Below are 25,635 nucleotides of genomic sequence, written 5' to 3' on the forward strand. Positions count from 1 at the left end.
ATGCGTCCAAGTTTCCCTGCCGGCCCGGCAACCCGCTCCGCCATTTACTGGCTGGGACTCCTGGCAGCCCTCAAGGCGTTGTCGCTGGTCCTGATCGGCCATGCTGTGGCCTCGGCGCTGGCCGGCCTCGCGGCCGGGGACACAGGCTGGGCGGAGCAGATTTCTGTCGGAATGGCCGGCGTGGTGCTGAGGTCCCTCACGGTCTGGGGGCAGGCAGTTGCAGCCCGCCGTGCTGCGCTGGGCATCAAGGAGGAACTCCGGTCCGGACTGCTCGAAAGGGCACTGCGTAACGGCGTCCGGAGCGAGGGACCAGCCGACGGCGGACTGGCGGTCCTGGCCACCCGCGGACTGGATGCCCTGGACAGCTACTACACCCAGTTCCTGCCTGCGCTGGTGAACTGTGCGGCCATCCCGCTCCTGGTGGGGGCGCGCATCCTCTTTGCCGACTGGGTCAGTGCTGTGGTTGTAGTCCTGACCGTTCCGCTGGTGCCCCTCTTTATGGTGCTGATCGGCCGGTACACGGAGGACAGTGTCCGCGAGGCACAGGCCTCCCTCGCCCGGCTCTCCACGCACATGCTGGAACTCGCCAAGGGGCTGCCGGTCCTGGTGGGTCTTGGCCGCGCCACCGCCCAGCGGAAGGCACTCGAAGAAATATCTGAGGAGTACCGGGCCCGGACCATGGGCACATTACGGACCGCGTTCCTCTCGGCGCTGGCCCTCGAGCTCATCGCCACCATCTCCGTGGCCGTGGTGGCTGTATTCATCGGCGTCCGCCTGGTCCACGGCGACATGCCCCTGGAGGCCGGCCTGCTGGCCCTGATCCTGGCGCCGGACTGCTACCTTCCGCTGCGCGAACTGGGAACCGCCCACCACGCCAGCGATGACGGCCGGGTGGCGCTCGCCCAAACAACGGCAGTGACTGACGCGCCGGAGCCGCAGCCTCTGCCCGCTGCCAAAGCCGGCCGGCCCGGTGCCCCGATAACCGTCACCGGACTCACCGTGACCTATGACGGAAGATCCCGTCCCGCCGTCGGCCCCCTCACCTTCACCGCGCCCCAGAGCAGGATCACCGCGCTGGACGGGCCCAGCGGCGCCGGCAAAAGCACCGTGCTCGGGGTCCTTGCCGGGACCATCGGCCATGGCGCCGGCACCACCGTCAGTGGCACCCTCACCGGCCTGGACCGCAGCAGGATTGCCTGGGTTCCGCAGCATCCGGTCATGGTGGCGGAGACGGTGCTCGATGAGATCGTGCTTTACATGGGCGGTGATTCCGGCACGCGAACCACTGAGCCGCGTACCAGTGAGCCGGGAACCATTGAACACCGGCGCACGGCAGTGGAAGCTGCCGCCAGGGCCTGCCTGGCCCGCGCTGCAGCCGGACACCTCGCGGCAAAGCACCCCGCGGAGCTGAGCCCGGGGGAACTGCGCCGCGTGGCCCTGGCCCGTGGTCTGGCGAGGATCGAGGCCGGGGCCACCGTCCTGCTGCTGGATGAACCAACAGCACACCTGGATGACGAGTCGGCAGCATTGGTGGAAGAGGCCATCAGGAAGCTCCGCGGACACGTCACGGTCATCCTGGTGGCCCATGAAGAACGCACCCGGGGGCTGGCGGAACACCTGGTGCCCGTGGGTGGAAACGGCCTGACACATCCGCTCCCCGGCAGCTCGCAGGTTGCCCAACCCGCGGCCGCCTTCGGTGCTGGTGCAGCCCTCTCCAGCGATCCAAAGACGGCCGCGAAAGAGCCGGAGCCGGCAGCCAAGGTACACCCTGATGAATGCGGCGGCACAAGTGGCGTCAACGGACCCGGCTCAGCACAACTGCTCGCGGCACTTCTGGCGCCCGTGAAGGGCAAGTTCGCCGCGGCAGCACTCGTGGGCACGCTGGCGGCGGTCTTCGCCGTCGCCCTCTCCGGGCTGTCCGGGTGGCTCATCATCCGCGCTAGCGAGCAGCCGCCCATCCTCTACCTGCTGACCGCGATCGTTGGGGTGAGGTTCTTTGGGATCGGCCGGGCAGTGCTTCGATACTGCGAGCGGCTCCTCCTTCATGACGCCGTGTTCGCGGCACTGACCCGCCTGCGCGGCAGGTTGTGGGAAGCGTTGAGCCGGCGCGCACTGCCGCTCCGCCGGCTCCTGCAGGGCGGCAACGTCCTGGGAACGGTGATCGACGACGTCGACACCGTCCGCGATCTCCTTCCGCGGGTTGTCCTGCCGCCGGTCACAGCACTCGCGGTTGCCGCCCTGGCTTTTCTGGCCACCTCGCTGCTGGTCCCGGCGGCGCTTCCTGCCGTGATCGCAGCCGGCCTCACCGGCCTCCTGCTCGCCCCGGCAGTAGCACTGTGGGGCGACCGCAAGTCCGCCACTGCCGAGCAGTTCCTCCGGTCCGGAGTCCTGCGCCGTGTTTCGGCAGCCCTGGACGCCCGCGCCGAACTCTTTGCCAACGGGGTGTCTGCCCGCGTTATGGACGTGTTGCGGGACCAGGACCGCCAAGCCACCAAGGCCTCCCAGCGCTCTGCCTGGGCTGACGGGTTGGGCCAGGCCTTCACCACCGCAGCCTGCGGAGCTGCGGCCCTGGCAGCTGCCTTGCTGGCTGGCCCCGCCGTGCTGGCCGGCCAGCTCGCGCCGGCGACGGCGGCCGTGGTGGTTCTGCTGCTCCTTGCACTGGTGGAACCCTTCGCAGCGATGACGACGGCGGTGCGGCAGTTCCCCGCGCTGCAGGCCGTGATGCAGCGCGTCAGTGAGTCCGGGGCCCTTGACGAGAATGTCCGGGATGGTTCCGGCAGTGGACTTCGTGACGGTTTGCAAGCGGTGCCTGCTCGGCTTAACGGGGTTCCCGGCGTCGAACTGGCAGGGCTTGCCGCTGCCTGGCCCGGGGGTGCCCCGGTGTTTTCCGGGCTGGACGCCGTGGCGAAGCCCGGGCAGTGGCTGGCCGTTACGGGACCCTCAGGGTCGGGGAAGTCCACGCTGCTCTCGGTCCTGCTTGGCTTCCTGCCGGTTGCGGCGGGACGGATCGGCGTGACCGGCCGGGCGGCATGGTGTCCCCAGGAAGCGCACCTGTTCGATTCAACCATCCGCGGGAACCTGCTGCTGGGCCGGCCTTCCTCTGACACCGGAAGCCCCGAAACAACCAGCGACGACACCATGCTGGCCGCGCTTGCGTCAGTGGGCCTGACTGGCCTACTGGAGCGGCTTCCCGCGGGCCTGGACACCAGGATTGGCCCCGGTGGCGCGTTCCTCAGCGGCGGGGAGCGTCAGCGGCTGGCGGTGGCCCGCACGCTCATGACCGGGGCCGAGGTGATCCTGCTGGACGAGCCGACCGCCCACCTGGACGCGGAATCGGCCCGGTCCATGCTGGCAGACCTGCGGCAGGGCTTGCGCAGCCGCACGGTGGTGCTCGTGACACATAACCCTGCCGACATCAGGCCAGAGGATGCCCGGCTGGTGCTCGCCACCGGTTCAGGACAGCCGTCCCCGGAGCAAGGACAGGACCTGGCGGCGTCGTTTCCGGGGAATCAGCCGTCCACGTCGTGAAGGTGGTGCATCAGGTCATGCAGGAAGTACTGGGACAGTGTCAGGACGGTGAACTCTGAGCCGTTGCTGCGCAGCCCCTTGCGCCCCCATTGCGGTTCGCGGACCGCGGCGAAGGACTCCGCCGCCTGCTTGCCTTCCGCCGCCAGTTCTGCGCTGACAACCGCGGGGTCGGCGTTCGCGTAGTCCTTGTCAACGGCGGTCTGGTCCTGGTCCCAGTTGTCGAACCGGGCGTCCTCCGAATCGAGCATGAGGTTCAGGCGCTGGTCAAAAAGGCTGAAGACGTCGCGGACATGGCAGGCGTATTCCAGGGCGGACCAGGTGTGGTCGTCCGGGCGCTCGGCAGCATCAGGACGCCGGAGCACCGCACGCCAGCGGGGGAGCATGCTGTCGATACTGCCCGGGACTGTCGACGGCGTCACGGTGGAGGCGTCGAAGGAGCATTCCGGGCACGGACGGGTCAGGACCCAGGTCCAGTCCTTTTCATCAGGAACGATAGGCATGGCAGCAGTCTAAGCGGGATCAGTCCAGGCCATGGCAGGGCCCACCACTTCCACCGGCTGGGACAGCGGCACGCCGGAACCGTCACGCCGGCCGTGCTCCTGGGGGAGGGACCGTGCCACCCCGGCCGCAGAGGATGCCTTCGCCGGGCCGTGGCCGGCCCACGCCAGCAGCAGGGTGTCCTCGCCCTTCAGGAACCGGTGTGCCCGGACTCCGGCGGTCGCCCGTCCCTTCGCCGGGTACTCCGAGAACGCCGTCACCTTGGCCGTGCCAGGTGCCGTGCCGGGCAGGGCGCCGGTGGTACCGGCAATGGTCACCACCACTGCGGCCTCATCCTTGGGCTGGACAGCGCCGAAGAACAGCACGCGGTCACCGGCAGCAAGCTTGATCCCTGCCATGCCGCCGGCAGTGCGTCCCTGCGGCCGCACCACTGCAGCGCCGAACTTCAACAGCTGGGCCTGGCTGGTCAGGAACACCAGTTCGGCATCGTCCGCTCCGGCGGGGGCTACTCCCACCACGAAGTCCTTGTCCTTGAGCGCGATGACTTCCCAGTCCTCCCGGTTCAGGGGGTAGTCCGGCTGCACCCGCTTCACCACGCCCTGGGCCGTGCCAATGGCCAGCACCTCGTCCAGCGGAGCGAATGCCACCAGGGTTTCGCCCTTCAGCAGGGTGATGAAGTCCTTGGCCGGAACCCCGCCGGCGAGGTTGGGCAGGCCCGAGACGGGCGGCAGGACCGGCATGTCCATCACCTGCAGGCGGAGCATGCGCCCCTGGGAGGTGACAGCGGCGATCTCGCCCCTCGCGGAGGTCTTGACGACGGAGGTGTACACGTCATGCTTGGTCCTCGGCCCGGCCTCAGCCAGTGGTTCCCGGTTGGTGGTGCGCGCTATCTGCCCGGATGCGGTGAGGATGGCCCAACAGGGGTCGTCGGCGATTTCCAGCGCCAGCGGGGCCGCCTTGCCTTTCTTTCCGTTGCTCAGGGCGAGGTCGGCGGCGACGGTGGGGGACACGGCTTCGGATTCGAGCAGCAGGGTCCTGCGGGGCGTGCCGTGCTCTTCAGCAATGGCGCCCAGTTCGTCGGACACAAGGGTGCGCAGCCGTTCCTCGGAGCCAAGGATGGCCTCCAGCTCCGCGATTTCGCGGCGCAGCTCGTCCTGTTCCTTCTCCAGTTCAATCCGCGAGTACTTGGTCAGCTGGCGGAGCCGCAGCTCCAGGATGTAGTTCGCCTGGATTTCGGTGAGGTCGTAGATGGACATCAGCCGGGCCCGGGCGGCCGCGGCTTCATCCGACGACCGGATGATTTGGATGACCTCGTCGATGTCCACGATGGCGATGAGGAGGCCCTCCACCAGGTGCAGGCGGTCCTTTTTCTTCCCCAGCCGGAAAACGGTCCGGCGGCGCACCACGTCAATGCGGTGGTCCACGTACACGGTCAGCAGCTGCACCAGGCCCAGGGTTTGGGGCTGGCCGTCCACCAGGGTGACGTTGTTGATGCCGAAGGAGTCTTCCATCGGGGAGTAGCGGTAGAGCTGCTGGAGCACGGCGTTGGGGTTGAAGCCGTTCTTGAGTTCGATGACCAGGCGCAGGCCGTGCTTGCGGTCGGTCAGGTCGACGATGTCGCTGATGCCTGTCAGTTTCTTGGCATTGACGGCGTCCTTGATCTTCTCGATGACCTTTTCCGGGCCCACCATGTAGGGCAGTTCAGTGACCACCAAACCGGTCCGGCGGGCGGAAAGCTGCTCGACTTCCACCTTTGCGCGGGTCTTGAAGGACCCGCGGCCGGTGGCGTACGCATCGCGGATTCCGTCCAGTCCCACAATCCGCCCGCCGCTGGGCAGGTCCGGCCCGGGAACGAAGCGCATGATGTCGTCCAGCGTTGCGTCCGGGTTGGCGATCAGGTGCCGGGCAGCGGAGATGACCTCCACCAGGTTGTGCGGGGCCATGTTGGTGGCCATCCCGACGGCGATGCCGGTGGCGCCGTTGACCAGCAGGTTGGGGAACGCCGCCGGCAGGACCTCCGGCTGGGTCAGCTGGTTGTCGTAGTTGGGGACAAAGTCCACCACGTTTTCATCGAGATGGTTGGTGAGGGTGAGCGCAGCGGCCGCCAGGCGGGCCTCCGTGTACCGCGGTGCCGCAGGGCCGTCGTCGAGCGAGCCAAAGTTTCCGTGCCCGTCGATCAGCGGCAGCCGCAGCGAAAAGTCCTGGGCCATGCGCACCATGGCGTCGTAGATGGCGGTGTCGCCGTGCGGGTGCAGCTTGCCCATCACTTCGCCAACCACGCGCGCGCTTTTGACGTGGCCGCGGTCCGGCCGCAGGCCCATGTCGCTCATCATGTAGAGGATGCGCCGCTGCACGGGCTTGAGTCCGTCCCTGGCGTCCGGAAGTGCACGGGAGTAGATCACCGAGTACGCGTACTCCAGGAAGGAGCCTTCCATCTCGGAGGTGACATCGATATCCACGATGTTCTCCGTGTAGGGGGAGCTGTCAGCCACAGCGGGGGCGGTACTTTGGCGGCGGGCCATGGGGTTGGTAAATCCTTCTGGGTACTGTGCAATCGGTCTATTGTGCGCAAGCTGCGGTGCTGCGGGAGTTTTTGGCTAGGCTAAGCCTATGGTGGATCAGCCCGGGGACGGCGAATATCCGGAACATTGGGAAGCCGATGTCGTACTGCGCGACGGCGGGACAGCGCACCTGAGGCCCATCCACCCCTCGGATGCGGACGCTGTCCAGGCCTTCCACATCGGGCAGTCGCAGGATTCAATTTACATGCGCTTCTTCGCCTTCAAAGCCAGGCTGTCCAGCAAGGAGCTCAAGCGCTTCACCGAAGTTGACTACAAGGACCGGGTGGCCTTCGTCATCACCATCCGCGGCGAGATCGTGGGCATCGGCCGCTATGACCGGCTCGATGACCCCACCGAAGCGGAGGTGGCGTTCAACATCGCCGACTCCCACCAGGGCAGGGGGATCGGCTCCATCCTGCTGGAACACCTTGCCGCCGCAGCGCACGAAAACGGGATCCGGCGCTTCAGTGCCGAGGTGCTGCCGGAAAACCGTAAGATGTTGAAGGTTTTCTCCGAGGCCGGCTACGACGTCCGGCGGCACTTCGATGACGGCGTCGTCAGCCTAGAGTTCAACATCGACCCCACCGAGAAGTCCCGTGCGGTGATGGAGTCCCGGGAACACCGCGCCGAGGCGAGGAGCGTGCGGGACCTGCTGACGCCGTCGTCCATTGCCGTGATTGGCGCCAGCCGCAAATGGGGGACAGTGGGCTACCAGCTCCTGGAGCACATTATTGAAGGCGGCTTCCGCGGCCCCATCTACGCCATCAACCCTGAAGCGCTGGAACTGGCCGGCATGCTGTCCTTCGGCAAACTGTCCGAGGTCCCCGACCCTGTCCAGCTGGCCGTCGTCGCCGTGCCCTACGAGGAAGTCCCTGCCGTAGTGGCGGACTGTGCCGCAGCCGGCGTCAGGGGACTGGTGGTCGCCTCGGCAGGCTTCGCGGACGACGGCGAACGCGGCCTGTTGCGCCAGCGGGACCTTGTCCGCCAGGCCCGGGCGAGCGGCATGCGGGTTATCGGACCGGCGTCCCTGGGGATCGTCAACACCAATCCCGAGGTGTCGCTGAACGCTTCGATGGCGCCCACCCTGCCCCAGCGCGGCGGGCTCGGCCTGTTCAGCCAGTCCGCCGCCATCGGTGTCTCCCTGTATGCCGCCTCCAGCCGGCGGCGGCTGGGCCTGTCCACGTTCCTGTCGGCCGGGAACCGGGCCGACGTCTCGGGCAACGACATGATGCAGTACTGGGAGGACGACCCGGAGACTACCGCCGTCGGGCTCTACCTTGAATCCATCGGCAATCCGCGCAAGTTCTCCCGGCTGGCCCGCCGGCTGGCCCGCATCAAACCCGTGATCGTGGCCAAGTCCGACGCCATGGGGCTGCGGCTGCCGCCCGGGCACGCTGTCCGCACCACCCAGGCACCCTCCGGGGCGCTGGATGCAATGCTGCGCCAGTCCGGCGTTATCCGGGTGGAAACCATCGAGCAGCTGGTGGACGTCGCCCAGGTGGTCTCGGGCCAGCCGCTTCCCGCCGGCCCGGGACTTGCCATCTTCAGCAACTCGCAGGCACTGGGCAAAGTGGTGGCGGACAGCGCCACGTCCCAGGGACTCGCCGTCGAACAGCTGGTCACCGGAGTGGACCTCGACGCCGGCCAGTCAGTTGCCCTTCCCGCCCTGCGGGCCAGCCTGCTCAAGACGCTGGGGTCCGACGCTGTCCACTCGGCTGTTGCGGCCCTGCTTCCGGCACGCGGGCTGACGGTGGACAGCATCGCAGAAGTCCTGGCTGAATGCTCGGCTGCTACCGGAAAGCCGGTCGTCGCTGCCTTTACCGGCATCCTTGACCCTTCCATCTCCGTTGAGGGGATGCTGGGGTCCCCGGAGTGCGGGGTGCCCAGTTTCTCCAATCCCGGTGCCGCTGTTGCCGCGCTCGCCGCCGTGGTGCGCTACTCCGAATGGGTCTCCCGAGACCAGGGTCATTTTGTGGAACCTGAAGGCTGCAATCCGGAGCTTGCCCGGGCGGAACTTGAAGCCCTGCTTCAGGATGTCAAAGGCGAACAGCTGAAAAAGCTGGATCCTGCCGCCGCGGCGTCGCTGCTGGGCCACTACGGGATTAGGGTTCTGCCGTCCGTGGGCTTTGATAACCCTGACCAGGCGGTTAAAGCTGCCGACTCCCTCGGCTGGCCGGTGGTGCTCAAGACCACCGATCCCGCCCTCCGGCACCGCCTTGACCTCGGCGGCGTGCGGCTGGACATCCAGGACGCCGAATCGCTTCGGCTGAACGTGCAGCAGATGCGGCGCGTGCTTTCGAACTACGGCAACCCGGCACTGGAGGTGCAGAGCATGGCTCCGGTCGGCCAGGCCTGCACCTTCAGGGCTATTGAGGATCCGCTGCTCGGGCCGGTTATCTCCTTCGGGCTTGCCGGAGACGCCGTGAACCTGCTGGATGACTGGTCCCACCGGGTGCCGCCGCTGTCCGCTGCCGACGTCGACGACTTCATCCGGGGGCCCCGCGCAGCCCAAAAGCTGTTCGGATACCAGGGGCTGCCCGCCGTGGATGTCGAAGCCCTTGAAGACTTGGCCGGCCGGCTCGCCTGGCTCAAGGACAACCACCCCGAGATCGCCCTGGTGGAGCTCAACCCGGTGCTGTGCGGCACGTCGGGAGCCACCACCCTCGCCGCGGACGTTCGGATCGGCAACGCCGCCAAGCGGACGGACAGCGCGCGCAGGGCCATGCTGGGCTGAGGCGGTTAGCAAGTGACCGGCCGATCTGTGAAAATGGGGGAATGAGCTCTCAGCCTCCCGCCTCGGCGCCAGAAACGCCCGGCAATGAAACCACGGCACTGCGTCACCACAGCTCACACAACCACAGCGCGCAGGGCCAGAGCCTCGATGGTGCGCTCCAGAAGGCAGGCTTTTACCCCCTTCTCGTGGCCGATGTGGTGGACGACGCCCTGGACGGCCGCGACTGTGTTGCCCACCTGGTGCACCTGGAAACCCACTTCGACCGCGCCGAGGTCCGCCGCCACATCACGGTGCTCGTCCTTACTGCAGACATGCTGGTCATTACACATGTGGACGACCAGCAGCTGGACGAGGCAGGCGAGCAGATCGTGGCCCAGATTTCCACTGAGTCCGTCCCTGTGGCGCAGATCCGGTCCGTGGTGCTCAGCTACATGTACGCACAGCCGCAGGACTACAAGCCATCGGATCCTGTCCGTGAACTAACGCTCTCCATCGCCTGGTCGGGCGGGCAACGGCTGGACATGGGTCCGGCGAGCTGCGGTGACCCGCAGTGCGAAGCTGACCACGGCTACAGCGGAACCATCGCCCAGGAGGACATCGTCCTGCGTATCAGCGCGGAGGCGGACGGCCTGCAGGCAGTCCAGGACGCCAAGCTCTTTGCCCGCGCGCTCCGGGCCGTCAACACCGGTTCCCCGGCTCCGCAGGCACACGTCCAATCTTTGCCGCCGCGGCCGCGTGCCGGGGTATTCGGGAACCGCCTCAGCCGCGGGCACCAGCCGCGCTGATGCCGGAAGACCGCCACCCGAACCATGCTGTTTCCGCCCGGCCCCGCAGCCAGGTTGTCCTGCCGTCCGCTCCCGCCTACGGGCAGCGCTCGGTCGCGGAGGTGCTCACCAGCGCCGCGGCGAGCCTGGGCGTGGAGGGGTTCGCGAACACCCTTGGCCTGCCGGCGGCATCACGTGTCTGCGTGGTGCTGGCGGACGGGCTCGGCCGGAACCTCCTGAAGCAAAAATCGGCCCACACACCCTTCCTGCGCTCCGTTATCCAGGCAGGGCAGGGTGAGGTCCCTGTCTGGCTGGATTCCGCGTTTCCTTCCACCACCGCAGCTGCCCTGTCCAGTTTCGGCACCGGCCTGGCGCCCGGCCAGCACGGCATGGTGGGCTATGACGTGCTCGACCCGGAGCAGGACAAGGTAGTCAACCTGCTCGGGAACTGGGACGCCGGCGTTGATCCCGCGGTATGGCAGCCATTTCCCACCGTGCTGGAACGCGCGGCGGAACACGTGAACGTCACCACGGTGAGCCTGCCCCAGTTCGGCGGTTCCCCCATGACACGGGCTGCACTGCGGGGCGGCAACTTTCTCTCCGCCACAACAGCGCATGCCCGGACGGAGGCCGCGGCCGAAGCGATGTCCGGCGCCGGTCCGTCGCTTATGTACTTTTACCTCAACGAGCTGGACAAGGCCGGGCACCGCTACGGCTGCCAGTCCGAGCAATGGGAGCACCAGCTCGAAGAGCTTGACGCAACCATGAAGCGGCTCAACGCTTCCCTTCCGGCCGGCACCACCATCCTTCTCACCGCCGACCACGGAATGCTGGACGTGCCCGAACAGCGACGCATCGATTTCTCCGCCGACCCCGCGCTGGTGGAAGGGGTGCGGCATACGGCCGGGGAACCCCGGATGGTCCACCTCTACCTTGAGAACGGGGCAGGGGAAGACGTCCGGGAACGGCTGCTCGCAGCATGGCGGGGACGCTTTGGTGATCAGGTGTGGGCCTTCACGCGGGAAGACGCACTGGCAGCGGGCCTCTTCGGCGCGGTCCGTCCCGCCGTCGAGGGCAGGATCGGCGACGTGATGATCGCGGCGCGGGACGCCGTCGCCCTTTACGACACGCGGCGCGTCCGCCCAACCGCTATGGAGGTGGTGGGCCAGCACGGCTCACTCACCAAGGCCGAGCGGGAGGTTCCCCTGCTCTGCTTCAGCGCCGGCGGCAGGAGCCCCCGGCGTGGCTGAACTCGTATTCTTCTCCGGCACCATGGACTGTGGAAAGTCCACCCTCGCCCTGCAGATGGACCACAACCACCGGGCACGGGGACGCGGCGGAGTGCGCTTCAGCCGCAACGACCGGGCAGGGGAATCGCGCATCTCCAGCAGGCTTGGCCTGGAAACAGACGCGGTGGAGGTGCTGGACGGCACTGACTTCTGGGAGGAAGTCATGCGCCGGCGCACACAGGGGCAGCGGGTGGACTACCTGATTTGTGACGAAGCACAGTTCTACACCCCTGAGCAGGTGGAACAGCTGGCAAAAGTCGTGGACGAGATTGACGTGGACGTCTTCGCGTTCGGCATCACCGCCGACTTCCGTACCCGGCTGTTTCCCGGATCCCAGCGGCTCGTTGAACTTGCCGACCGGGTGCAGGTCCTCCAGGTGGAGGCGCTCTGCTGGTGCGGCCGCCGTGCCACCCACAACGCGAGAACGGTCGACGGCGTGATGGTCACCGAAGGTGCGCAGGTAGTGGTGGGCGATGTGGACATGGCGGGAGACTCCACCGCCGTTTTGATTCCCGCGGATCACGTCCCCGTGGTGGGGTACGAGACGCTCTGCCGCCGGCACTACATGCGACGCGTTACCGCGCACGGGGCCGCATTGATGGGCCAGCAGGACCCGCTGCTGCCCTTTGAAATTGATGCGTGCCTGTGGCGCGGCTCAGGCGGAACCGGAGTTACGGAGGCCTGAATTTCGGCGCCTGGCCTGATGCTCCGGGTTCGCAGCCCTCTGCCGCTTGCTGCTCCTTCGTCGCTCTGACGCGCCCGCACAAATGACTCCGGCACCGGTGCCGAACCTCATGGACCGGCTATTGGGCTGGAGTTGGAGCACCTCGCCGGAATACAGTACTGGACCGAGGGGACTACCTGAGCAGTAAGAACCCGCTTGTTAGAGCCGCTTTGTGACGGAAACCCAACACAGGAGCGTTGCCTGCTGCGCTGCTTGGACGCCGTGCGGGCTATCAGTTAGTCGCCCCGCGTACCGAAGACTATCTCGTCCCACGAGGGAACGCTGGACCGCTTGGGCCTGCCCGGCTGGCGCTCGGGAGCGCCGGTCTCCGGCAACTGGCCGGTAGTGGGGGAGGCGTCTTCACTGCGTGAGGCTAAGCGCCCGAGGTTCCCGCCCAACAACTCGTTCAGGCCTCCGCCACTGGCGGACCCGCTGTTGGTGCCGCTGTTGGTGAAACCATCCGAACTGGTGCCGCTGGCGTCCCCATGGCCAGCCTCGGAGGTGCTGCCGGAGGAGCGTTGGGGGGAGGCAACAATGGTGATTTCGCGGGTGTCGGTGCTCACGCCGTCGTGCAGCTTCAGAGTGTCATCCGGGGCGTCCCGGTGCGGCGGAATGAGGCTCAGGCGCGAAAGCATGGAAGGGCGGGCGTCACGCCGGCGGATGAAGGAGCTGCCCTGGGCCGCCGGGTCCTGTGCAGCCGCACCTTGTCCAGCCGGACCGTGTGCAGCGGGCGCCTCCGGTGTGTCTTTCTGAGGCTGGTCGTTGTGCTCTTCTGCGTCAGGGGTCACTTCCGACGGCCGCGGGTGTGCTGCGGGAACGCCGTGGGTCAGCAACAGGGCCAAGGCGTCGTCGGAATTTTCGTCGACGCCCAGACGCTGGCCGCGGCGCGACCGGAGCATGTCAAGGAGTCCGTCTGACTCCTTGCCGTCCGTCTGTCCGGCGTCGGGCCCGGAACCGGGCGAAGGGCGGGCCGAGTCTGCGTCAGCCTCGAAGTCGAATGGACGGTCGGATACCGCCGAGAGCCGGCGCGCCGGTACGGGCCCGTCCAGGGGCTCGAGCTCGCTGAGCTGCTGCGCCCACCTGTTTGCGTTCTGCAGTGACCTCCTGGCCGGGCTGAAAGTCCACAGTGCCGGAGGTTCCTCACCGATGCCGGCCTTCCCGCCCGTGTTGGTTTCGAAACTCGCCTGAACCGTCCACGTTCCGTCCTGGCGCCGCCAGGAATCCCACTCGACGGTAGAGGGGTCAATGCCGTGGGCTGAAAGCCGGTGGGCCACCATGTCCGCCAGCGTGGCTGGGTTGTCGCCGAAGGCCGACCTGTAGATGTCGTGACCGGGCGAAGGTGAAGCTACTTCCACCTTGCGCGCCTGCTGGGCAACATACTCGCGTTCTGCCAGAACGGGTCCTTCATACCGTTCCACCTTGGCCAGCGGCAGGCCGGACAGGTCTGCCACCTCCGCAGCGGTCGCTCCCGCCCGGATTCGGGCCTGGATGTCCCTCGGAGACATGGGAATGGCAGGCCGCTCAGCGGGCGGCCTTGCGGCTGACCTGCTCGCGGTCCTCAGCGCTTCGTCGATCGGCAGCTGGAACATCTCGCCGCCGGCACCGCTCAACAGGAGATGCGCTCCGTCGTCGTGCACGCCTACAAGCCGTAGATCCTGCATACAAATCCTCCACCCTGGCATTACTATCAGTCGGTACTCTGCCACCCGCTGAACCTGTTTTGGCTCAAGGGACAGGGCGCGCCGCGATATTCCGGCCCAACGCCGGGTACTGGGCGGCTGAAGGGCCCCCGTGCGGGCATGCCGCGGCCGGGCACAAAGCGGGGACGTTCGGCGTTATGGAGGGTGATGTCCGCAGGTTTGGGCCAAAGGAAGAGGGTTACAGCGACAATGGCCACCGATTATGATGCGCCGCGCAAGTCCGAGGAAGAGCTCGGGGAGGATTCCATCGAAGAGCTGAAGACCCGGCGGTCAGAAAAACCGGTTGCGGTGGTGGACGAGGACGAAAGCGATCTTGCCGCAGGCTATGAGCTGCCGGGTGCCGACCTTTCCGGCGAAGAGCTCACGGTGCAGGTGATTCCGGCGCAGCAGGACGAGTTCACTTGTTCTTCCTGCTTCCTTGTCCGGCACCGCTCCCAGATTGCACGCGAGAAGGACGGGCGCTTCTACTGCAGGGAGTGTGAAGGCTGAACACGGTCCGGCGCGGGGGCATTTGCGCTGAGCCAGCCTGGCAGGGCAGTTCAGCAGGCAAGGCGGGGTGCAGGCGTCACGACGGCGGGATCCTGCCCGGCCAGGCAGGTTACCTGCGTGACAGGGCGGCGGTGAGTTCCTCCGGGCGCCGCGTGGAGGTCAGCCAGTACGGCGTCTGGTCGGACGGATCGGTAATTCCGATCTTGACCACAGGGTCGATCCAGCCGCGGAAGCAGAGGTAGGCCAGCGCGTTCAAGCGGGTGCCGCGTTCTGCAGTTGCCTCCTCGCCCCGGAACGCCTCGACCTCGCCCACGAACCGGCGCTCGATGCTGGCCCGGCCAACTGTCAAGGAATCCTCGGTAACCGTGATCGCCGGAGTGGACAAAACCAGGAGTACCGCCATGATGGCAAAAAGCACTCCTGCGGCCGTGAAACCCGCTGCTGTGCTGATGGGCGCGAAGACCAGGATCCCGGCTCCTGCCACGCCGGCAGCAATGATCCAGATCCACATGTTGGGCCAAAGCTTCTCCCGGTAAATCACCGCGCCCCCGGTGGACGGTCTCTGGGGGACGGGCGCGGGAGAGCTTGATTCGGGCATGAGCCAAGCTTTCCATCTTTGCCCTGCTAATTCATCTTGGGCTGTTTCTTCCTGCGCGGGACTGTTCCCGCCACCGTCACCTCCCCGCCAGGTGCAGCCGCCGGCAGGAGGCCGTCCCTAGGAGCGATTGCCACACGCGGGTTAGAGTGAGTGACTGTGACTGATCATCCCGCCACAGTAGATGCCTTTCCCGTTGAAGCTGCCGCAGCCGGCCCCGCCGCGGCCCCGGGCGCTCCCACCTTGCAGGTTCAGCTGAAGATGCTGGACCAGGACCTTGAAGCCCCGTCCTACGCCCACCCGGGCGACGCCGGGGCCGACCTTCGTGCGCGCGTGGACGTTGTGCTGGAGCCGGGAGAGCGGAAGATGGTTCCCACAGGGGTGGCCATTGCCCTTCCTGAAGGTTTCGTCGCATTGATCCATCCCCGCTCGGGCCTGGCCACAAAGCACGGCCTGACCATTGTGAACGCGCCCGGAACTGTCGATGCGGGCTATCGCGGCGAGATCGCCGTCACCCTCCTGAACACCGACGCCAGGGAGAGTATTGAACTGCGCCGCGGCGATAGAATTGCCCAGATGGTCATCCAGCGCGTGGAGTACGCGCAGTTCATCCCCGTCAACGAATTGAGCGGATCTGTACGTGGCACAGGAGGTTTCGGCTCTACCGGCGGCTTCAACGCCCCGGGCGCCTGAACTTTAGCTCTTCCTCAACCCTTCTTCCGTACCGGCGCAGGCATGCCGGACGGCAACAGAGCACGACGGCGGGGCCCCAAGGGCCGGACCGGCAACCAATTAAGGAGATACCCAATGGTCTTTGGGCTCGGCAGGAAAGCCAAGAAGGAACAAGCAGCCGAACCGGAGGAACTGTCCGCTGACGCGGAGACCGCGGAAGAGGCAGCGCCCGTTCCTGGACCTCGCTCGAACGGCCCGTTCGACGAGTCCGAAATCGGCAGCCGTGATGGCTATGTCGATCTGGGTGCGCTCCTGATCACACCCAGCGAGGGACTGCAGCTCCGGCTCGAGGTGGAGGAGGCCACCCAGCGGGTCGTTGCCGTCACCATGGACCTCAACGGCTCCAGCCTGCAGCTCCAGGCCTTCGCAGCCCCCAAGAGCGAGGGGCTCTGGGACGAGATCCGCGAGCAGATCGGCCAGTCCGTGGGAGCCCAGGGCGGCCAGGTTGAGGAAGTCGAAGGCGCTTTCGGCACTGAACTCGTGGCAAAGCTGCCGGCAGGGCTGCCGGATGGCAGCCAGGGCTACCGGGCGGCGCGCTTTATAGGAGTGGACGGTCCCCGGTGGTTCCTCCGGGGCGTTCTCGGTGGAGCCGCTGCACTGGAGCGCCCGGCCGCTGAACCCCTTGAAGCCCTGTTCCGCCAGGTAGTTGTGATCCGCGGAGACAGCCCCATGCCGCCGCGCGACCTGCTGCAGCTCCGGCTGCCGAAGGACGCCACCCCCACGCCGCCACCGGCTGCACCTGCACTTCAGGAACCTGAACGTGGTCCTGAAATCACACAGATTGGCTGATGCCGCAGCCGGGGGAGCTCCGCTGGACGAAAGCGGCGATGTTCCCCTCAGCCGGCTGCCGCTCAAGGGCCGGCTGGTCTGCCGCGGCCGCATCGAATCGGTGACCTACGTACCGGCCGACAGGACTGCAGCCTTCAGCGCCATAGTCTCGGACGCCGACCCCCGGGAATCAGGAGCCGGAACCGCAGCCGGACCCCGAGGGCGGCTCCGTGTGGTGTGGCTCGGACGGCACCGCGTCCCAGGCATCGAGGCCGGCGCCGAAGTCCGGCTCAAAGGAATGGTGTCCCGTGTAGAGGGCATGCCCACCATGTTCAACCCACGCTACGAGATATTGTCCCGCCAGGAGAACGAATGACTGCGTCCACGCCCCGCCCTTCCGGTACCGGCCCGAACAATGCCTCAGGCCCGGACGGTGCTTCGTCGAACGGCCGGGGCAGCCTGGAAAACGGCGCGGACCTTAACGGCGCCGGTGAAGTCAAACTGCCAGGCGCTGCCGGCGATGACGCCACAGGCCAGGCACCGTCCCCGGCAGCGGGCTTCGCTGCCGGCTACGCAGCAAAAGCCGGGCTGCACCGGACCCATGACGGCCGGGTGGATGTGCTGCGCAGCGCCGGCGGGTTCCAGGGCATCGCCGAAAGCATCGTTCCGGGACTGTTGTTCCTCGTGGCCTACACCATCACGCGGGACCTTACGGTGTCCCTTGTGGCCGCGTTGGCTGCCGCGGCCATGTTTACCGTGGTGCGGCTCGTGCAGCGGCGTCCCCTGACGCAGGCACTCGCAGGCGTGGTGGGTGTCGGCATATCCGCCTGGGTGGCCAACACCACCGGAAAAGCCGAAGACTTCTACCTTCCCGGGTTCTTCACCAACGCCGCCTACATCGTAGCCATGGTGATCTCCATTGCGGTCAAGTGGCCCGTGGCCGGGCTGCTCTTTGGGTTCATCCGCAATGAGGGCCTGGACTGGCGCAAGGACCCTGCCAGGGTCAAGGCCTACCGGATCGGCACCTGGATCATCGTCGCCGTATTGGTGCTTCGGCTTGTGGTGCAGGTACCCCTGTACCTGATGGGGACGGACGGACTCGCCGCGCTGGCGACCACCCGGCTCATCATGGGTACGCCGCTGTATATCCTTGGCGTCTGGATCGCCTGGCTCGTCACCAAGCCCGCTCCCATTGAGGACGAGGCAGCGGACGGCCCCGCGAAAGGTTGAGCGCGCGGCTTAACCGTCGAACCCGTCGTCGTCCGGGCCTTGCTGCTCCAGGTGCCCCGCATCTTCGCCCGGGCGCGGCTGCGGCTCCGCCGATTCGGGGGAGAGCAGGGCACGCAGCTCGTCCTCGGCGGCGATGGTGGTGACGAAAAAGAGCTCGTCGCCGCCGTCGATGACATCGTCCCGGCTCGGTGTGATCGGCGCGTGATCCCGCAGGATGGCCACCAGGGTGGAATCTTCCGGCCAGCGGATTTCCCCTACGGTTAGGCCAATCACATGTGAATCATGGGGAACAGTGAACTCCACCAGCGAGGACACCCCGGTCTGAAGGGTGAGCAGACGCACGAGGTCGCCGATCTCCACCGCCTCCTCCACCAGCGCTGTCATCAGCTGCGGCGTATTGACGGCAACGTCCACGCCCCAGGAATCGTTGAACATCCAGTCGTTCTTGGGATTGTTGACCCGGCCCACCGTGCGTCCAACGCCAAACTCGGTTTTGGCCAGCAACGACACCACGAGGTTGACTTTGTCGTCACCGGTGGCGGAGACCACCACGTCCGCGTCCTCCACCTTGGCGCCCTGCAGCGTACTGAGCTCGCACGCGTCCCCCACAAGCCAGTGGGCCCCGCGGAGTCCGCTCCGTCCGATAACCTCCGGCTTGAGGTCGATCAGCAGGATTTCATGCTTGTGCGCCAGCAATTCCCTGGCGATGGACGAACCGACGCTGCCGGCACCCACGATCACGACCTTCACTGGAACTCCTTGACGGGGGCTTTGGCCAGGATCTGGGCCACCTGGGCGCTGCGGTCCACCTGCAGCATGGCGTGGACGGTGTCGCCGTCCTGGTAGGCGGTTCCGGCGTCGGGCAAAAGTCCTTCACCAAACCGGGTGAGGTACGCAACGCGGACATTGGCCGCCTTTTCGATGCTGCTGATCCGATGGCCCACCCAACCGGCGTCGAGATCCAGCTCGGCGAGCACGAGCCGCCCGGAAGGCTCCCGGAAGTCCCCGGCCAGGTGCTGTTCGGGAAGGATGCGGCGCAGTACCTGGTCGGCGCTCCAGCGCACCGCCGCCACCGTGGGGATTCCAAGGCGCTGGTAAATTTCGGCACGGCCGGGGTCGTAGATCCGGGCAACCACGTGGGGCACATGGAACGTTTCCCTGGCCACCCTGGTGGCCAGGATGTTGGAGTTGTCGCCGCTGGACACCGCGGCGAAGGCATATGCGTCGGCAACCCCTGCCTGCTTCAGGGTGTCGCGGTCAAACCCGACGCCGGTGACCTTGCGTCCGGTGAATCCCTGGCGAAGCCTGCGGAAAGCGCGGTCGTCCTGGTCGATGATGGCCACAGAGTGCCCGGCGTCTTCGAGCGTATGCGCAAGCGTCGCCCCCACCCGGCCACATCCCATGATCACGAAATGCGCCACCAGTATCTCCTCTGTGTGTTTCCCACGGTCCTGCCGCTAGAACTCTACCGTCAGCGCCGGAAGGCAGCTGTCCACGGGCCGTCATGACACAGCCCGGGAATCAGACTAGCTTTGTGGAGTGCTGACAATACTGAACGCTGCCAAGCGCGTGCTCGTAGGCAGGCCGTTCCGAAACGACCGGATGGCGCATACGCTGCTTCCCAAGCGGATCGCACTTCCGGTTTATGCTTCCGATGCCCTCTCATCCGTTGCCTATGCCCCCGACGAGATCCTGCTCACCCTGGCGCTGGCCGGCGTCAGCGCGGTGGCGTTCTCACCATGGGTGGGCCTGGCCGTCATGGTGGTCCTGCTGACGGTTGTCGCTTCCTACCGGCAGAACGTGCACGCCTATCCTTCAGGCGGCGGGGACTACGAAATAGCGGGGGAGAACCTGGGAAAGTACGCCGGCCTCACCGTGGCATCGGCTTTGCTGGTGGACTATGTCCTGACTGTTGCCGTGTCCATGTCCTCGGCTGCCTCCTACGTCACCACTGCCATTCCGGCACTGCACGGCCAGCAGGCCGGGATCGCCACCATCGGCGTGGTGGTCCTTGCGCTGGTGAACCTCCGCGGAGTCAAAGAGGCCGGCAGCGTTTTTGCCGTGCCCACCTACATCTTTATGGCCTCAATCCTGGGCATGACGGCGGTGGGCATTTTCCAGGCGGCCACCGGCCAGCTGGGGGAAGCGCCCTCCGCGGCCTTCACCATCGTGCCCGCGCCCGGCTTTGACGAAGGGCTGGTGGGACTCGCCGGCGCCTTCCTTCTCCTGCGCGCCTTCTCCTCCGGTGCCGCCGCACTCACCGGCGTGGAAGCCATCAGCAACGGAGTCCCCAACTTCAAGCCGCCGAAAAGCAAGAACGCGGCAACCACCCTGCTGCTCCTGGGCGTGATCGGGGCGTCCATGCTCGCGGGGATCATCTACCTGGCCAACGCCACCAAGGTGCACATAGTCCTCGATCCCGCCACGGAGTTCCTGCTGAACGGCAACCCTCTTCCGGAGGGCTACATCCAAACTCCCGCCATCAGCCAGATTGCGCAGACCATTTTCGGTCCAGGATCCATCCCCTTCTACATCGTGGTGGCCGCCACCGGCGTCATCCTGGTGTTTGCCGCGAACACGGCCTTCAACGGCTTTCCGGTGCTGGGATCCATCCTCGCCCAGGACGGGTACCTTCCGCGCCAGCTGCGCACCAGAGGTGACCGGCTGGCCTTCAGCAACGGCGTCCTTGCCCTCGCTGCCGGGGCCCTGGTGCTCATCCTCGCCTTCAACGCCGATGTCACCAGGCTCATCCAGCTGTACATCGTGGGCGTCTTCATCTCCTTCACTGCCAGCCAGCTCGGGATGATCCGGCACTGGGGCCGGCAGCTGAAGCTGGCCAAGGACAAAGGCGTCCGACGCCGGATGGCCAGGTCCCGGGCCATCAACAGCGTCGGTTTCGGCATGACCGCCCTGGTCCTGGTCATTGTCCTGATCACCAAGTTCGAGCAGGGGGCCTGGATCGCCCTGCTCGCCATGTTCGTCCTCTTCCTGATCATGTGGAGCATCAGGGCGCACTACGACAACGTGGCCAGGGAGCTGGCAGTGGACGAAGACTCCTCCCCGCGCGCCCTGCCCACCCGGGTGCACGCCGTGCTGCTGGTGTCCCATGTGCGCAAACCCGTCCTCCGGGCCCTCGCCTACGCCAGGGCTTCCCGGCCATCAAGGCTGGACGCAGTGACGGTGGACATCGACCCCGAAGAAACCGCCGGGACAGTGGCCGACTGGGAAAAGCTCGAGATTCCCGTGCCGCTGACCGTGCTGGCCAGCCCCTACCGTGAGACCGTCACCCCCATCATGGAGTACGTCAAGCAGATGCGGCGTGACTCGCCGCGGGACCTGATCGTCGTCTACATCCCCGAATACGTCGTGGGTAAGTGGTGGGAGCAGCTGGTCCACAACCAGACCGCCCTGCGCATTAAGACACGGCTCCACTTCGAGCCCGGCGTCATGGTGGCCAGCGTTCCCTGGCAGCTCAAATCATCCGAAGAAGCAAAGAATTTGCAGGACATTCAGTGACAACAAAGACCCAAACCCAGGCGGAACTGACCGGAGAAACCGGCAGGGAAGTAGTGCTCGACGTCGGGCCTGTCGCCCACGGCGGGCACTGCGTCGCAAGGCACGAAGGACGCGTCATTTTTGTGCGGCACGCCATCCCGGGCGAGAAAGTGCGGGCGCGGCTGACGGACGCCGGTGAAAAAGCCAAGTTCTGGCGCGCCGACGTAGTCGAGATCCTTGAAGCCTCGCCGGACCGGGTGGACCATTTCTGGCACCCTGCGGATTCGCTCCGCGCCTGGCGCCGCGGGCACCCGCCGGTCGGCGGCGCGGAGTTCGGCCACATCACCCTTGCCCGCCAGCGCAGCCTCAAGGCAGAGGTCCTCTCGGAACAGCTCAACCGGCTGGCCGGCGTCGGGCAGCTCCCGGACGGCTGGACCGGCACCGTAGAAGCGGTGGGCGGCACATCCGCGCCCGGGGCAGGGGACGGGGCAACGCACGACGGCGGGGACGGCCTCCGCTGGCGCACGCGCGCAAGTTTCTCCGTCACCCCCGGCGGCAAGCTCGGAATGCATGCCCACCGCTCGGCAGAGATCGTCCCCATCCAGGAGATGCCGCTGGCCATTGACGCCATCAATAACCTGCGCCTGTGGGACATGGACCTGCAGGGTGTTGACCGTGTTGAGGTGGCTGCTCCGGCCAATGGCTCCCGCCCCCTGGTGCTGCTCGCTCCTGCCGCCGGAACCAAGCCCAAACGTCTTGCCGCCATTGCAGCAGCCCTTCCCGCTGACGTCTCCGTTGCAGCCTTCGATCCCATTACCGAGGACGTCCAGCAGTTGCGCGGCAGGCTGTGGGTGCAGGAATCCGCCGCCGGGCACGAGTACCGCGTCACCGGCGCCGGGTTCTGGCAGATACACCGCGACGCGCCCGGGACGCTTGTGGGGGCAGTCACAGAATTCCTGCAGGGCGGCGGCTTCCTTCACCCCGGCGCTGTAGTGGCGGACCTGTACGCCGGAGCCGGCCTTTTCACTGCCGTCCTTGCCGACGCCGTGGGCGCTACGGGGTCGGTCCTGTCGGTGGAAGGCGCCCCGGGGACCAGCCGGGACGCGCGCAAGAACCTGCACGCAGCGCCCCAGGTGGAGATCGTCCAGGGCCGCGTCGAGCGGGTCCTGCGCCAGAAACCGCGGGACTTCGACGCCTTGATCCTCGATCCGCCCCGGGCCGGCGCCGGAAAGGCAGTGGTGGGCCAGCTTGTTGCAGCCCGCCCGCGCGCCATTGCCTACGTGTCCTGCGATCCGGCGTCGTTCGCCCGCGACGTGGGGTACTTCCGCCAGGCGGGCTGGGAGCTGGCCGGCCTTCGGGCCTTCGACCTCTACCCCCACACCCACCACCTGGAGACGGTGGCGCTGCTGGCCCCGGGTCCCTGATGCCGCAACTGGTATCGACTACTATGGCGGTAGTAGTCCCACGTCGCGCTCCGTAATCACGGCCGGCCGTGTGCAATTTTCGGGCCCTGCACTAATTAGGGCTCCCTAACTAGCAGGCGGTCAACCGCGCGACAAAGATGAAACTGTTGCGAGAGGAGTCCTGCGATGAGCACTGTGGACAGCTTCGGTTCAAAAGGCAAACTTAATGTAGCCGGAACCGATTATGAAATTTTCCGGTTGAACTCCGTTGAAGGTGCAGAAAACCTTCCGTTCAGCCTCAAGGTATTGCTTGAAAACCTGTTGAGGACCGAGGACGGCGCGAACATCACTGCCGATCACGTCCGCGCCTTGGCAGGCTGGGATCCCAACGCCCAGCCCGATACAGAAATCCAGTTCACGCCTGCACGCGTGATCATGCAGGACTTCACCGGCGTTCCCTGCGTGGTTGACCTGGCGACGATGCGTGAAGCAGTCAAGGAACTGGGCGGTGACCCCAAGCGGGTGAACCCCCTGGCACCTGCCGAAATGGTCATCGACCACTCGGTCCAGATCGACGCCTTCGGCAACTCCGGCGCACTGGAGCGCAACATGGAGATCGAATACCAGCGCAACGGGGAGCGTTACCAGTTCCTGCGCTGGGGCCAGACCGCCTTTGACGACTTCAAGGTGGTTCCTCCCGGAACCGGCATCGTGCACCAGGTCAACATCGAGTACCTGGCCCGCACCGTGATGACCCGCGAAGTTGACGGCGCCCTGCGCGCCTACCCCGACACCTGCGTCGGCACTGACTCGCACACCACCATGGTCAACGGCCTGGGCGTCCTCGGCTGGGGCGTCGGCGGCATCGAAGCCGAGGCTGCCATGCTGGGCCAGCCCGTGTCCATGCTGATCCCGCGCGTTGTGGGCTTCAAGCTGACCGGTTCCATTCCGGCCGGTGCCACCGCGACGGACGTTGTTCTCACCATCACTGAACAGCTCCGCAAGCACGGTGTTGTGGGCAAGTTCGTGGAGTTCTACGGGGAAGGCGTGGCCGCTGTGCCGCTCGCCAACCGCGCCACCATCGGCAACATGAGCCCGGAATTCGGTTCCACGGCTGCCATGTTCCCGATCGACGACGTCACCCTGGATTACCTGCGCCTCACCGGCCGCTCGGAGCAGAACGTCGCCCTCGTTGAGGCATACGCGAAGGAACAGGGCCTGTGGCACGATCCTTCCCGCGAGATCAAGTTCTCCGAGTACCTGGAACTGGACCTGTCCACCGTTGTTCCGTCCATCGCCGGCCCCAAGCGCCCGCAGGACCGGATCGAGCTGACCGAGGCTAAGGACGAGTTCCGGCACGACCTGAAGAACTACGTCTCGCACGACGCCAACGCCGGTACCCTGGACGAATCGCTGGAAGAAACCTTCCCGGCCTCCGACTCGCCCTCCTTCACCGCCGGAGCCACCCACATCTCCGACACCGACCGCGAGCCCCCGAAATACTCGGCGGGCCACGGGGGAGCGGGACGCATCAGCAACCCCGTCCCGGTCAAGATGGAGGACGGCCGCGAGTTCGAACTGGACCACGGTGCAGTCACCATCGCATCCATCACGTCCTGCACCAACACGTCCAACCCGTCGGTCATGCTGGCCGCCGCAGTCCTGGCCCGCAACGCCGTGGACAAGGGCCTTACGTCCAAGCCCTGGGTGAAGACGTCGGTTGCCCCCGGCTCCAAGGTGGTCACCGATTACTACGAGAAGTCCGGCCTGACCCCCTACCTGGAGAAGCTCGGCTTCTACATCGTGGGCTACGGCTGCGCCACCTGCATCGGTAACTCCGGCCCGCTGGAAACCGAAGTTTCGGAAGCCATCCAGTCAAACGACCTCGCCGTTGCGGCCGTCCTCTCCGGCAACCGCAACTTCGAAGGCCGCATCAACCCGGACGTCAAGATGAACTACCTGGCCTCCCCGCCGCTGGTCATTGCCTACGCCCTGGCCGGTTCCATGGACTTCGATTTCGAAACCGACGCACTGGGCCAGGACCAGGCCGGCAACGACGTCTTCCTGAAGGACATTTGGCCGAACCCGGTTGAGGTCCAGCAGGTCATCGATTCCTCGATCGACAAGGAAATGTTCGCCAAGGGCTACGAAGGCGTCTTTGAGGGTGACGACCGCTGGAAGGCGCTTGATACCCCCGCCGGTGACACGTTCGCCTGGGATCCGAACTCCACGTACGTCCGGAAGCCCCCGTACTTCGAGGGCATGAAGGCCAAGCCCGAGCCGGTCAAGGACATCACGGGCGCCCGTGTGCTCCTGAAGCTGGGTGATTCGGTCACCACCGACCACATCTCACCGGCCGGTTCCTTCAAGTCCGACACCCCTGCGGGCCAGTACCTGCTGGCCAACGGCGTGGAGCGCAAGGACTTCAACTCCTACGGCTCGCGCCGCGGCAACCACGAGGTCATGATCCGCGGAACCTTCGCGAACATCCGGATCAAGAACCAGATCCTGGACGGCGTCGAAGGTGGCTTCACCCGCGACTTCACCCAGGAAGGCGGCCCGCAGGCCTACGTTTACGACGCTGCGCAGAACTACCAGGCCGCCGGCACTCCGCTGGTTGTCCTGGCCGGTAAAGAATACGGTTCAGGTTCCTCCCGCGACTGGGCTGCCAAGGGTACTGCCCTGCTGGGTGTCAAGGCAGTCATTGCCGAGAGCTACGAGCGCATCCACCGCTCCAACCTCATCGGCATGGGCGTCCTGCCCCTTCAGTTCCCGGCCGGTGAATCGGCTGCAACCCTGGGCCTGTCCGGCACGGAAACGTTCTCCGTGGAGGGCGTCACCGCCCTGAACGAGGGCACCACGCCGAGGACCCTCAAGGTCACCGCGACAGCCGGGGACGGCAGCTCGACGTCGTTCGACGCCGTGCTGCGCATCGATACTCCGGGTGAAGCGGACTACTACCGCAACGGCGGCATCCTGCAGTACGTACTGCGCCAGATCTCCGCCAACTAGCGGTAACTGCCAAGCAGGCACCACCTGCTGAAGCCCCGGCCGGTCACCGACCAGCCGGGGCTTCGGCTTTGCGGCTAAGTCTGGTCCTGCTGACCAAGGCGTTAGAGTTAAAC

19 protein-coding genes are annotated in these 25,635 nt (G+C 66.4%); 13 read left to right on the forward strand and 6 right to left on the reverse strand.

Annotated elements, in window-relative coordinates:
• Nucleotides 1-3,528, forward strand: coding sequence for a thiol reductant ABC exporter subunit CydD (gene cydD / locus AC5RTE_RS00545; protein ID WP_494039474.1), 3,528 nt, complete (start codon nt 1-3; stop codon nt 3,526-3,528).
• On the opposite strand, the gene AC5RTE_RS00550 is transcribed toward cydD, so the two are convergent.
• The gene (locus AC5RTE_RS00550; protein WP_494039475.1) at nt 3,510-4,028 is read right to left on the reverse strand and encodes a DinB family protein; all 519 of its coding nucleotides are present in this window, start codon (nt 4,026-4,028) and stop codon (nt 3,510-3,512) included. The two genes, cydD and AC5RTE_RS00550, sit on opposite strands and share 19 nt — an antisense overlap.
• A 9-nt stretch (nt 4,029-4,037) precedes the next feature.
• Entirely contained in the window at nt 4,038-6,548 is a 2,511-nt protein-coding gene (locus AC5RTE_RS00555) for a DNA gyrase/topoisomerase IV subunit A (protein WP_494039476.1), read from the reverse strand.
• Nucleotides 6,549-6,636: 88 nt separating this feature from the next.
• Here AC5RTE_RS00555 and AC5RTE_RS00560 point away from each other — a divergent pair, with 88 nt between their 5' ends.
• From AC5RTE_RS00560 to AC5RTE_RS00575, 4 genes are read left to right on the forward strand one after another with little or no spacing between them, the layout of a single operon-like run.
• Entirely contained in the window at nt 6,637-9,321 is a 2,685-nt protein-coding gene (locus AC5RTE_RS00560; protein WP_494039477.1) for a bifunctional acetate--CoA ligase family protein/GNAT family N-acetyltransferase, read from the forward strand.
• 41 nt (nt 9,322-9,362) lie between these two features.
• Nucleotides 9,363-10,106: a DUF5998 family protein gene (locus tag AC5RTE_RS00565; RefSeq protein WP_494039478.1), complete on the forward strand. Its 744-nt coding sequence runs from the start codon at nt 9,363-9,365 to the stop codon at nt 10,104-10,106.
• Nucleotides 10,106-11,335, forward strand: a complete 1,230-nt coding sequence (locus AC5RTE_RS00570; RefSeq protein WP_494039479.1) for an alkaline phosphatase family protein — start codon at nt 10,106-10,108, stop codon at nt 11,333-11,335. Before AC5RTE_RS00565 ends, AC5RTE_RS00570 begins: the two co-directional genes overlap by 1 nt.
• Complete coding sequence (locus AC5RTE_RS00575; protein WP_494039480.1) at nt 11,328-12,059, forward strand: thymidine kinase; 732 nt, start codon at nt 11,328-11,330, stop codon at nt 12,057-12,059. The genes AC5RTE_RS00570 and AC5RTE_RS00575 overlap by 8 nt, the downstream gene beginning before the upstream one ends.
• Before the next feature lie 275 nt (nt 12,060-12,334).
• Here AC5RTE_RS00575 and sepH read toward each other — a convergent pair whose 3' ends face one another.
• A complete protein-coding gene (gene sepH, locus AC5RTE_RS00580) occupies nt 12,335-13,759 on the reverse strand; it encodes a septation protein SepH (RefSeq protein ID WP_494039481.1) in 1,425 nt (474 codons plus the stop codon).
• Between the two features lie 228 nt (nt 13,760-13,987).
• Between sepH and AC5RTE_RS00585 the strand changes: the two genes are divergently transcribed.
• Complete coding sequence (locus AC5RTE_RS00585) at nt 13,988-14,287, forward strand: DUF4193 domain-containing protein (protein ID WP_494039482.1); 300 nt, start codon at nt 13,988-13,990, stop codon at nt 14,285-14,287.
• Between the two features lie 109 nt (nt 14,288-14,396).
• On the opposite strand, the gene AC5RTE_RS00590 is transcribed toward AC5RTE_RS00585, so the two are convergent.
• Complete coding sequence (locus AC5RTE_RS00590; RefSeq protein ID WP_494039483.1) at nt 14,397-14,885, reverse strand: DUF3093 domain-containing protein; 489 nt, start codon at nt 14,883-14,885, stop codon at nt 14,397-14,399.
• A 156-nt stretch (nt 14,886-15,041) separates the two neighbouring features.
• On the opposite strand from AC5RTE_RS00590, the gene dut reads away from it, so the two are divergent.
• The 4 genes from dut (at nt 15,042) to AC5RTE_RS00610 (ending at nt 17,612) form a co-directional block, all read left to right on the forward strand.
• Complete coding sequence (gene dut / locus AC5RTE_RS00595) at nt 15,042-15,575, forward strand: dUTP diphosphatase (RefSeq protein ID WP_494039484.1); 534 nt, start codon at nt 15,042-15,044, stop codon at nt 15,573-15,575.
• 114 nt (nt 15,576-15,689) lie between these two features.
• A complete protein-coding gene (locus tag AC5RTE_RS00600) occupies nt 15,690-16,403 on the forward strand; it encodes a DUF3710 domain-containing protein (protein WP_494039485.1) in 714 nt (237 codons plus the stop codon).
• Entirely contained in the window at nt 16,396-16,758 is a 363-nt protein-coding gene (locus AC5RTE_RS00605) for a single stranded DNA-binding domain-containing protein (protein WP_494039486.1), read from the forward strand. The genes AC5RTE_RS00600 and AC5RTE_RS00605 overlap by 8 nt, the downstream gene beginning before the upstream one ends.
• Entirely contained in the window at nt 16,755-17,612 is an 858-nt protein-coding gene (locus AC5RTE_RS00610) for a DUF3159 domain-containing protein (RefSeq protein WP_494039487.1), read from the forward strand. Before AC5RTE_RS00605 ends, AC5RTE_RS00610 begins: the two co-directional genes overlap by 4 nt.
• Before the next feature lie 9 nt (nt 17,613-17,621).
• On the opposite strand, the gene AC5RTE_RS00615 is transcribed toward AC5RTE_RS00610, so the two are convergent.
• Nucleotides 17,622-18,362, reverse strand: a complete 741-nt coding sequence (locus AC5RTE_RS00615; RefSeq protein WP_494039488.1) for a potassium channel family protein — start codon at nt 18,360-18,362, stop codon at nt 17,622-17,624.
• Entirely contained in the window at nt 18,359-19,033 is a 675-nt protein-coding gene (locus tag AC5RTE_RS00620; protein WP_494039489.1) for a potassium channel family protein, read from the reverse strand. Before AC5RTE_RS00620 ends, AC5RTE_RS00615 begins: the two co-directional genes overlap by 4 nt.
• Before the next feature lie 118 nt (nt 19,034-19,151).
• Here AC5RTE_RS00620 and AC5RTE_RS00625 point away from each other — a divergent pair, with 118 nt between their 5' ends.
• The 3 genes from AC5RTE_RS00625 (at nt 19,152) to AC5RTE_RS00635 (ending at nt 25,522) form a co-directional block, all read left to right on the forward strand.
• Nucleotides 19,152-21,128 (forward strand): APC family permease, encoded by a 1,977-nt coding sequence (locus AC5RTE_RS00625; protein WP_494039490.1) that lies wholly within the window; start codon nt 19,152-19,154, stop codon nt 21,126-21,128.
• Entirely contained in the window at nt 21,125-22,531 is a 1,407-nt protein-coding gene (locus AC5RTE_RS00630; RefSeq protein WP_494039491.1) for a class I SAM-dependent RNA methyltransferase, read from the forward strand. Before AC5RTE_RS00625 ends, AC5RTE_RS00630 begins: the two co-directional genes overlap by 4 nt.
• Before the next feature lie 165 nt (nt 22,532-22,696).
• Nucleotides 22,697-25,522, forward strand: coding sequence for an aconitate hydratase (locus AC5RTE_RS00635; protein ID WP_494039492.1), 2,826 nt, complete (start codon nt 22,697-22,699; stop codon nt 25,520-25,522).
• Nucleotides 25,523-25,635: the final 113 nt, after the last annotated feature.

The organism is Arthrobacter sp. K41 (genome assembly GCF_059089645.1).

Coding starts and splice junctions, on each gene's coding strand:
- cydD (WP_494039474.1), top strand. CDS start 1: ATGCGTCCAAGTTTCCCTGCCGGCCCGGCAACCCGCTCCGCCATTTAC.
- AC5RTE_RS00550 (WP_494039475.1), bottom strand. CDS start 4,028: ATGCCTATCGTTCCTGATGAAAAGGACTGGACCTGGGTCCTGACCCGT.
- AC5RTE_RS00555 (WP_494039476.1), bottom strand. CDS start 6,548: ATGGCCCGCCGCCAAAGTACCGCCCCCGCTGTGGCTGACAGCTCCCCC.
- AC5RTE_RS00560 (WP_494039477.1), top strand. CDS start 6,637: ATGGTGGATCAGCCCGGGGACGGCGAATATCCGGAACATTGGGAAGCC.
- AC5RTE_RS00565 (WP_494039478.1), top strand. CDS start 9,363: ATGAGCTCTCAGCCTCCCGCCTCGGCGCCAGAAACGCCCGGCAATGAA.
- AC5RTE_RS00570 (WP_494039479.1), top strand. CDS start 10,106: ATGCCGGAAGACCGCCACCCGAACCATGCTGTTTCCGCCCGGCCCCGC.
- sepH (WP_494039481.1), bottom strand. CDS start 13,759: ATGCAGGATCTACGGCTTGTAGGCGTGCACGACGACGGAGCGCATCTC.
- AC5RTE_RS00585 (WP_494039482.1), top strand. CDS start 13,988: ATGGCCACCGATTATGATGCGCCGCGCAAGTCCGAGGAAGAGCTCGGG.
- AC5RTE_RS00590 (WP_494039483.1), bottom strand. CDS start 14,885: ATGCCCGAATCAAGCTCTCCCGCGCCCGTCCCCCAGAGACCGTCCACC.
- AC5RTE_RS00600 (WP_494039485.1), top strand. CDS start 15,690: ATGGTCTTTGGGCTCGGCAGGAAAGCCAAGAAGGAACAAGCAGCCGAA.
- AC5RTE_RS00610 (WP_494039487.1), top strand. CDS start 16,755: ATGACTGCGTCCACGCCCCGCCCTTCCGGTACCGGCCCGAACAATGCC.
- AC5RTE_RS00635 (WP_494039492.1), top strand. CDS start 22,697: ATGAGCACTGTGGACAGCTTCGGTTCAAAAGGCAAACTTAATGTAGCC.